Consider the following 7,360-nt stretch of genomic DNA (forward strand, 5'->3'; position numbering starts at 1 on the left):
TCAAAGCTTTCATTTTAAATTCAAGCTTTAATTTTAAAGCTAAATCTTTTAAAAAAGCTTGAATTTAAAGCCTTGCAAATTTAATCGATGATTTGTTTTAAATTTAAGTTTTGCGATTTTAAATGGCTTGTTTTTAAATTTAGGCTTTGTGAATTTGGCCGTCTTGTTTTAAAATCAAGCACTGCGAATTCAAGCCCTTTGTTTTGAATTCAAGCCCTACAAATTCAAGGCTTTCATTTTGAAATTTCAGCCTTGCGAATTTAAACGGTTTGTTTTGAATTTAAGTCCAGTAATTTCAAGCACCACAAATTCAAAGCCTTGTTTTTAAATTCAAGCTTTGAGAATTCAAGCTCTGTGAATTTAATTAAGCCAAAGCCGATTAAAAGCCAAAGCCTCTTTAAATTCAAGCAAGTTTTCAAATTTAAATTCACGCAAATTCTAAGTTCTCAAAGGCTCTTTTTGATTCTATGCTCATATCTTTGCTTGGTGTTTTTTATCTTATCCCTAGCAAATTTTTGCATATCCTCAGCCTCGTCAAACTCATCTACTATCTCCTCGCCCAAAAGCGTTTCTGTTAGATCCTCAAAGCTTAAAACCCCAAAAAACTGCCCATATCTATCTTGCACCACAAAAAATCTTTCCTTCCTTACCATAGCAAGTTGCAAAAGCGTCAAAACCGAGATATTATCAGGCACCACATAAACAGGATGTATGAAGTGGATTAGCTCCTTGCTTGGATCCTTGATGGCTTGCTCTAAAAGATCATTTGTGTAGACCACGCCCACCACAGTCTCTGTATTTTCAGCATAAACAGGCACTCTTTTGAAATTTGAAAGATCCTCTTTTTTTAAGATATCTTCTATTTTGTCATTGTATCTGTAAGCTTTGACAACGGCTCTTGGGGTTAGTATGTCTGAGGCTTGGTATTTTTTAAGCATTAAGAGGTTTTGAATTATCCTTAACTCCTTTTCGTTGATATTTCCTCCCTTTTTACCCAAATCACTTGCTGCTAAAATCTCCTCACGGCTTATCTTATCTTGTGAATTAACTGATAGAAGATGAATTATAATCTTAGCCACCCAAACAAGAGGAAAGGTAAGCTTTAAAAGATAATGTATGCAAACAGCAACACTTGGAGCAAGGGCTTGCCAATACACAGCACCTATGGTCTTTGGCAAGATCTCAGTAATGTAGATCATAGCTATGGCAAAAAGGGCTGAGGCAACAAACTGCCACTCATCCCCGTAAAGCTCATTTACTTGCACTCCAAAGCCTGTCGACATAGCAGTTACAGCGAAGGTATTAAGCACTAAGATAGCACCTTCGGCATCTTCTATGTTTTCTTTAAGATGCTTTAAGTATCCGCCAACCCTTGGATGCTTTTTGGCATAGCTTTCCACAAAAGAAGGAGTAGTGCTTAAAAATACAGATTCTAAGATAGAACAAAAGGTGCTTAAAACAATAGCAACAAGACAGTAAGTTATAAGTAATACCATAAACCCTCCTTAACGAATCTTTAAATTTCCAACCCCAAGCACAGCCTCAATGGCATCCTCAAGGCTAACAACACCCACAAAGGCTCTTTTTTTATCAATGACCAAAAATAAATGCTCCTGCCTTAAAATAAAAAGCTTAAGCAAGGTGAAAACCCTCATCTTTGAGCTAACAAGCCTTAGCTCCTTTGCTATGTTTTTTAAACTCTCCTCGCCTTTTTTAGCAAGGCTGGCTTTTAAAATTTCTCTTCTATAAACTATGCTTTTAATGCTGCCATCGCTTGAAACAAGGGGTATCCTTGAATATCTCTTGTCCTTTGTTGATTCAAGTGCCTTTGAAACTGTGTCATCCTCATTTAGGGTAAAGACCTTATTTTTAGGGATCATTATGTTAGAAACTATGAGAGGTCTTTGCTGTATGAGATGATCTAAGATTTCAAGTTCTAGCTCGGCTAGTGTGCCACCTTCTTCTGCTAACTCCATTAGGGCTAGAATTTCATCCCTGCTCATGCCCTTGTTGGTATTATCTCTAAAAAAGAAGGTTGTGATTCTTGAAACATAAACAAAGGGAAAGGCTAGATAATATAAAACGATCAAAGGATAGCAGCAAGGCAAGATCAGCCTCTTCCAGTAAAGTGCTGAAAGCGTTTTGGGGATAATCTCAGCTATGTATAAAACGCTAAGTGTCATTCCAACAGCAGCGGCTGCTTGCCATTTATCTCCAAAGACCTCGACAAACTGAGCTCCAACAGCAGCTGCTCCAATTGTATTAGCAAACATATTTACAACAAGAACCGCACCTACGGAGTTGTCTATATTTGTCTTTAAATGCTTTAAGATCTTGCCTGTTTTTGACTTTGAAGCCACGCTTTCTATGTAAGAAGGGGTTGCTGAAAAAAGCACAGCCTCAAATACAGAACAAATCCCAGAGGCTAAAACAGTGCCAACAAAAAAGATAAGTAATAGGGTCATAGTGTTTCTGCCTTTAATATAAATTCTGCTTTTAATCAATCATTTGCGCTAAGCATTGCTTGATCTTATCTTGCTTAAATCTGCAAACTAAGTTTGAATTTTTTGTTTTTTATTTTGTTCTTTTTTTTTTACCTCTTTGAATTTGCAAGGCTATGTTAAAATGTTTTTTCATTGTGATTCAAACTGTGCTTTAAATTGCCTTAAAACAGTGCTTGAAATTCAAAATAAAAACCTTGCGTTCAAAATCACAGCCTTGAATTCAAAGCAAAAGCATAGCAAGGACACAAAAGCCTTGAATTTAAAGCAAAAACCTTGCCAAAATACAAAAGCAAGAGCTTAACTGTGAATTCAAGCCTATCTTAAAATTCACAGCTTATTTGTCTTGCAAAATTTTTTACATTCATTTATATCTTTATATAAAAAAAACCGTTGATTTTATCACTACCTTGTCGTTTATCAAAAAAGCTTGTAAAGTTCTTGTCCTTTTAGATACTTCGCAACTATTTTGTATGACAGCGTAAAATTTGAGATACTTCGCAATGCTTTGTATGACAAAAAGAGCTTTTTTGAATTTTTCTCATACTGAGTTTTCGTAGAAAACGAAATATCTCTTTTTAAATTACGAGCTTCTTTGGCCTCACTCCTAGAATGACAAAGTGAAACTTAAAATGCTTCACTTCCGCTTTGTATAACAAAGCTCTTTGTCATACAAAGAGTAACAAAGCATCTTAAAAAGCAAATGCCCCAACCTTAACAAAAACACAGTTTTTACAAAAAAAGCTTGAATTTATAATACATAAATTCATTTAAATTCAAGGTTTTTTCATAAAAAATTAATTTTAAACAAAAGTTTAATCTTATTTTACTTAAACAAAGCTTAAAAAATTCACAGCCATTTTGGATTTGTAGTCCAACTTATAGAAAGCCAAATTTTATAGGATGGCACCTCAAGGGCTCTTTCTATCTCATCTCTTATGAGATCTAAATTTGCAACAGGGCTTTGAAAGTCTTTATTTACAAGTATATTTACCTCCACCATAAAAAAGCGCCCTGACTTTGCTGTGTGCGTATCATAATCGCTAAAGCCGTATTTCTTGCTCATATGATCCATAACCTCTGTGATCTTATCATCAAGCTCGGCCGGTGCTAACATCACAAGATCCTTAAAATTTGAGATGGCTATCTTTGTAGGGGCTATGCAAAGCATAAAAGAAAGCACACAAAGCAAGAAAGGATCTATGTAATTTGCTACAACTTGTGCCTCAAAGCTTAAAAAGGCAAAAAGCTTGGTATTAAAGAGTAAAAACACAGCACCAAAGGCGATCAAAGCCCCTATGTATAAGACACAGTCTATCTTCCACTCTATATTATCTACCCTTATGAGATCTGATTCTAGTTTTTTAGCATACACGTTTGTGTAAAGGTATAAAACAAGGCAAAATACAAAGGCAAAGATGCTATAAATCGCCGTAGCACCCAAATGAATCTCATAGCCTCCGCTAAGTAGGCTTGAAAAAGAATTTATAAAGGCATAAACACAAACAAAGATTAAAACTAGGGATTTAAAAAGATTAACCATAGGCTCAAAGCGAACATAGCCGTATTGAAAAAGCTCATCATCATCCTTGTAGATATAACGAGAAGTAACCACGCTCATAGCCCCAAGCCCAACGCTAATAAGACAGATAAAGCCATCAAAAACGACAGTTAAAGACTTCAAAGCAAGTCCAAATCCTATGCCAAAAATGGCTAGGATCAAGGCACTATACATAGAAATTTTAAGCACCTTTTGTTCTTGCAAATTTTGAGCCGCTGGGGATTTTAAGGGCTCTTGTTGTTGAAACTGTCTTACACTTTTTACATAATTTTGCTTTTTAGCAAGGACCTTGCCAAAGGGTAAGGAATTATCTTGATTTGATTTTGCCACAGTGGGTCCTTTTTGAATTTTATTTTTAATAATTATAGCATAAATTTTTCGTTTATATCAAAAAGCAAGGATTTTAAAAAACCGTTTTTTAAATTCAAAGATGCTAAAAATGCACAAAAAAGCTAAGAAAAATTCAAAAAAGCATTAAAGAAGGGCAAATTTTAGCCGATATAAAAAAAAAAAAAACGAAATTTTTGTCAAAATCTATGATAAGCCCTTGCATTTTGCCTTAAATTTTATTATAATTTTACCCAAGGAGTTGCTATGAGCAAAGAACAAGCTTACATCATCACAGTGGCTAATCAAAAAGGAGGCAGCGGCAAAAGCACTGTTTCTGTTAATCTTGCTGTGAAACTCTTGGAATTCTCCAAAAAGGTGCTTGTAGTAGATACCGATCCGCAAAAAAGCATAGAAAGCTTTACAAATATAAGAGAAAGCGAAGAAAACTCCACAAAGATACAAAGACATTTTACCCTCACAAACCGCACAGGCAACATAGCTGAGTCCTTAAAGCAGTTTATAGAACTTTATGAGTTTATCATCATAGATACAGGTGGCATTGACAGTCAAGAGTCAAGAAAGGCTATGCTTTATGCCGATGCTATCATTTTGCCCACCACACCTTCTCAATTTGATGTAGATGTGCTTGAAAGTATGCTTCAAATGCTTACTGAGATCAAGGATGTAAATGAAGATATGAAGATTTGCATACTAATGAACAAAATCAGCACAAATGTCTTCTTAGACAAGGACTTAACCGAGTACAAAAAGGGGGTTACAAAGCTTCAACAAGATTTAAATTTAAAGGATGATTTCTATCTTTTAGAACATGTTTTAAAAGAAAGGATAGCTTACAAAAGAGCAGTTAGCGAGGGGCTTGGCATCGTTGAGTTTAGCGATAGCAAGGCAAGAGTTGAATTTGAAGATTTTTTCGCTGAATTTGCAAGGGTTGTCTCCTTGCCGATCAAAACTTCAAAATCCAAAAAGAAATAAACTTATAAAGGAGACAAAATGAGCAATCAAGACAAAATAGATAAGATCGACAAGATCGAAGAAAACAAAAAGGCACAAGCCATAATCACAAAGGCTTCAAGCTCTACAAGCTCAAAAACTAGCCAAAAAGGCAAGAAAGAATGTGCCAAGGAAGCCAACAAAAAAGAAGGTAGTAAAAAAGAGTGTGCCAAGAAAGAGTGTGGCACAAAGGAGCTAAAAAGCCTTTCTGTTGGCAACATAAATATAAAGGCTAGTGCCAAAAAGATTAAAAAGGTCGAAGAGCTTTTTGCTAAATTTAAAAGCGCAGAGGAAAAGAACTGCTTTATCTCAAAGGCTATCTTAAAGGCTGTTAAAAAGCATAAATAGGCAAAGAGCTTCTTCGGTCGCTATGCTCCCAGAATGATAAAAATTCAAAAAAACTCTTACATTCTTGTCATTTTGAATGTGTGATAAGAATCTAAAAATTCACATTGTCATTTTGAGGGAGCTAGTGCGACCGAAGAATCTCGTAATTCAAAAAGAGATATTTCCTTTTCTAAGAAAACTCAATATGACAAAGGCAAAAATTGTCATACTGAGCGAAGTATCTTAGCACAAAAGAACTTCTTTTGTAAATAAAATTCTTTAAAAATAGATTTTCTTCGCTACATTTTATAAGTTGCTAAATTCTTTTGGCTCAAGATACTTTAATAGGATTTTCTATTATCAATTTTAATAAATTTTGATAAATTTTGATAAAGATTTTGTCCTAAAATTTTAACCTTATATCTAAATTATATTTCTTTTAACTGAAGGATAAAATTTTCTTTTTAGCCATGAAATTTGGCAAGTGTCAACTTTGCAAAGTCCCAAAAATTCACAATTTCGTTTATGTGGTTTCGCCCATTTGCAAACTCGAATTTGGCGTATTTTACCCTATAATGTGCCTTTGCTACTTCTTGCAAAGTTGCAAGACAAAACGAAGCAAAAAATCCACCAAGGCACCGTAGGATTTTAGTCCATCGCTGTAAATTTCACTTTCTTTAAGCTCTGCAAAGTCCCTTATGATAGGTAATAGCTCTTTGGCCAAGCAGTGTTTTACCACTTGTATATAAACTCGTGCGATTGCGTTTTAACATACCTTCTCGCAAAGGGACGAGTGCGTAGCACAAAGTAAAAACACAGGCGTTTTATTGCCAACCCCACACCTACGCTTGCCACGCACCCTTTTTGCTCCGAAATAACTCTCACCCTCTTCAATCCACCGCTCATTTTAGAATGCTTCTCGCATTCTTTGGCTATCAAAATGCGACGTTTTTTGAAAATTTTGCACAAACTTTGCTCTGAAATTTGACAAAGTAGAGCGATTTTTCGCCTCTAAATCAATTCTTGCAAAGGGACGAGCCGTAAGGCAAAGTAAAAAATAACGCAAAATTTCCCTAAATTATATCTGCGAAATTCGGGAACGGACTTTTATTTTTCATAGGTGTTAACTTAAAAACCTTTCAATTTGGTTTAAATTTAATTAAACCTTCTTTTTTTAGAACTAAACACAAAGAAAAAAGAAATGTATTCAATTGATAAACTCATTTAACTTGAATTCTAAGAAAAACTCTTTAAATTATGCTTTTAATTATGAAAAATATGGTTTTTATCTTGCTATACTTGTGTACCTTTTCAAGAATAAACAAAGACACATTATCCAGTAAAACACAGTAAAAACAAAATTTGCAAAGGAATAAAAGCAGATCAGTGTAAATTGTAAATCTTTTTATTTGGCTAAGTAAACGCCTAAGAAAAGAGGCTTTGCGAAGTTTAGCTTAGCTAAATTTAATGGCTAAAAAATTTTTGTCTTTCACTTAAAAGAAGCAGAATTTAGACATAAGACTAAAAATTTAGGCGATTGATACTTTTAGCTAAAATTTTATAGGATTTTTTCTAATCAATTTTAACAAAATTTTATACAAATTTTCATTCTTAACTTTAACATTATATC

7 protein-coding genes and 1 pseudogene are annotated in these 7,360 nt (G+C 34.3%); 3 read left to right on the top strand and 5 right to left on the bottom strand.

All coding sequences use genetic code 11. From position 1 onward, the window contains the following. Positions 1-260 precede the first annotated feature (260 nt). From DMC01_RS13830 to DMC01_RS11485, 3 genes are read right to left on the bottom strand one after another with little or no spacing between them, the layout of a single operon-like run. Positions 261-431, bottom strand: coding sequence for a hypothetical protein (locus tag DMC01_RS13830; protein WP_185908910.1), 171 nt, complete (start codon positions 429-431; stop codon positions 261-263). Positions 432-446: 15 nt separating this feature from the next. Beyond that, positions 447-1,496, bottom strand: coding sequence for a CNNM domain-containing protein (locus DMC01_RS11480; RefSeq protein ID WP_142694346.1), 1,050 nt, complete (start codon positions 1,494-1,496; stop codon positions 447-449). A gap of 9 nt (positions 1,497-1,505) precedes the next feature. Then, positions 1,506-2,465 carry a CNNM domain-containing protein gene (locus DMC01_RS11485; protein WP_142694347.1) on the bottom strand — a complete coding sequence of 320 codons (960 nt, stop codon included), beginning with the start codon at positions 2,463-2,465 and terminating at the stop codon, positions 1,506-1,508. Positions 2,466-2,625: 160 nt separating this feature from the next. Here DMC01_RS11485 and DMC01_RS11490 point away from each other — a divergent pair, with 160 nt between their 5' ends. Further along, on the top strand, positions 2,626-2,805 hold the full coding sequence (locus tag DMC01_RS11490) for a hypothetical protein (RefSeq protein ID WP_142694348.1): 180 nt from the start codon (positions 2,626-2,628) through the stop codon (positions 2,803-2,805). Positions 2,806-3,351: 546 nt separating this feature from the next. Here DMC01_RS11490 and DMC01_RS11495 read toward each other — a convergent pair. Next, a complete protein-coding gene (locus DMC01_RS11495) occupies positions 3,352-4,392 on the bottom strand; it encodes a cation diffusion facilitator family transporter (RefSeq protein ID WP_345788969.1) in 1,041 nt (346 codons plus the stop codon). Between the two features lie 264 nt (positions 4,393-4,656). Here DMC01_RS11495 and DMC01_RS11500 point away from each other — a divergent pair, with 264 nt between their 5' ends. Together DMC01_RS11500 and DMC01_RS11505 are read left to right on the top strand one after the other, a co-directional pair. Further along, positions 4,657-5,385: a ParA family protein gene (locus tag DMC01_RS11500; protein WP_142694349.1), complete on the top strand. Its 729-nt coding sequence runs from the start codon at positions 4,657-4,659 to the stop codon at positions 5,383-5,385. 18 nt (positions 5,386-5,403) lie between these two features. After that, positions 5,404-5,751 (top strand): hypothetical protein, encoded by a 348-nt coding sequence (locus DMC01_RS11505; RefSeq protein ID WP_142694350.1) that lies wholly within the window; start codon positions 5,404-5,406, stop codon positions 5,749-5,751. Positions 5,752-6,071: 320 nt separating this feature from the next. Here DMC01_RS11505 and DMC01_RS11510 read toward each other — a convergent pair. Further along, positions 6,072-6,841: pseudogene (locus DMC01_RS11510) on the bottom strand (transposase). Positions 6,842-7,360 lie beyond the last annotated feature (519 nt).

This window comes from Campylobacter troglodytis (assembly GCF_006864425.1).
Taxonomy (GTDB): domain Bacteria; phylum Campylobacterota; class Campylobacteria; order Campylobacterales; family Campylobacteraceae; genus Campylobacter_D; species Campylobacter_D troglodytis.

Coding starts and splice junctions, on each gene's coding strand:
- DMC01_RS11480 (WP_142694346.1), bottom strand. CDS start 1,496: ATGGTATTACTTATAACTTACTGTCTTGTTGCTATTGTTTTAAGCACC.
- DMC01_RS11485 (WP_142694347.1), bottom strand. CDS start 2,465: ATGACCCTATTACTTATCTTTTTTGTTGGCACTGTTTTAGCCTCTGGG.
- DMC01_RS11490 (WP_142694348.1), top strand. CDS start 2,626: ATGTTTTTTCATTGTGATTCAAACTGTGCTTTAAATTGCCTTAAAACA.
- DMC01_RS11500 (WP_142694349.1), top strand. CDS start 4,657: ATGAGCAAAGAACAAGCTTACATCATCACAGTGGCTAATCAAAAAGGA.
- DMC01_RS11505 (WP_142694350.1), top strand. CDS start 5,404: ATGAGCAATCAAGACAAAATAGATAAGATCGACAAGATCGAAGAAAAC.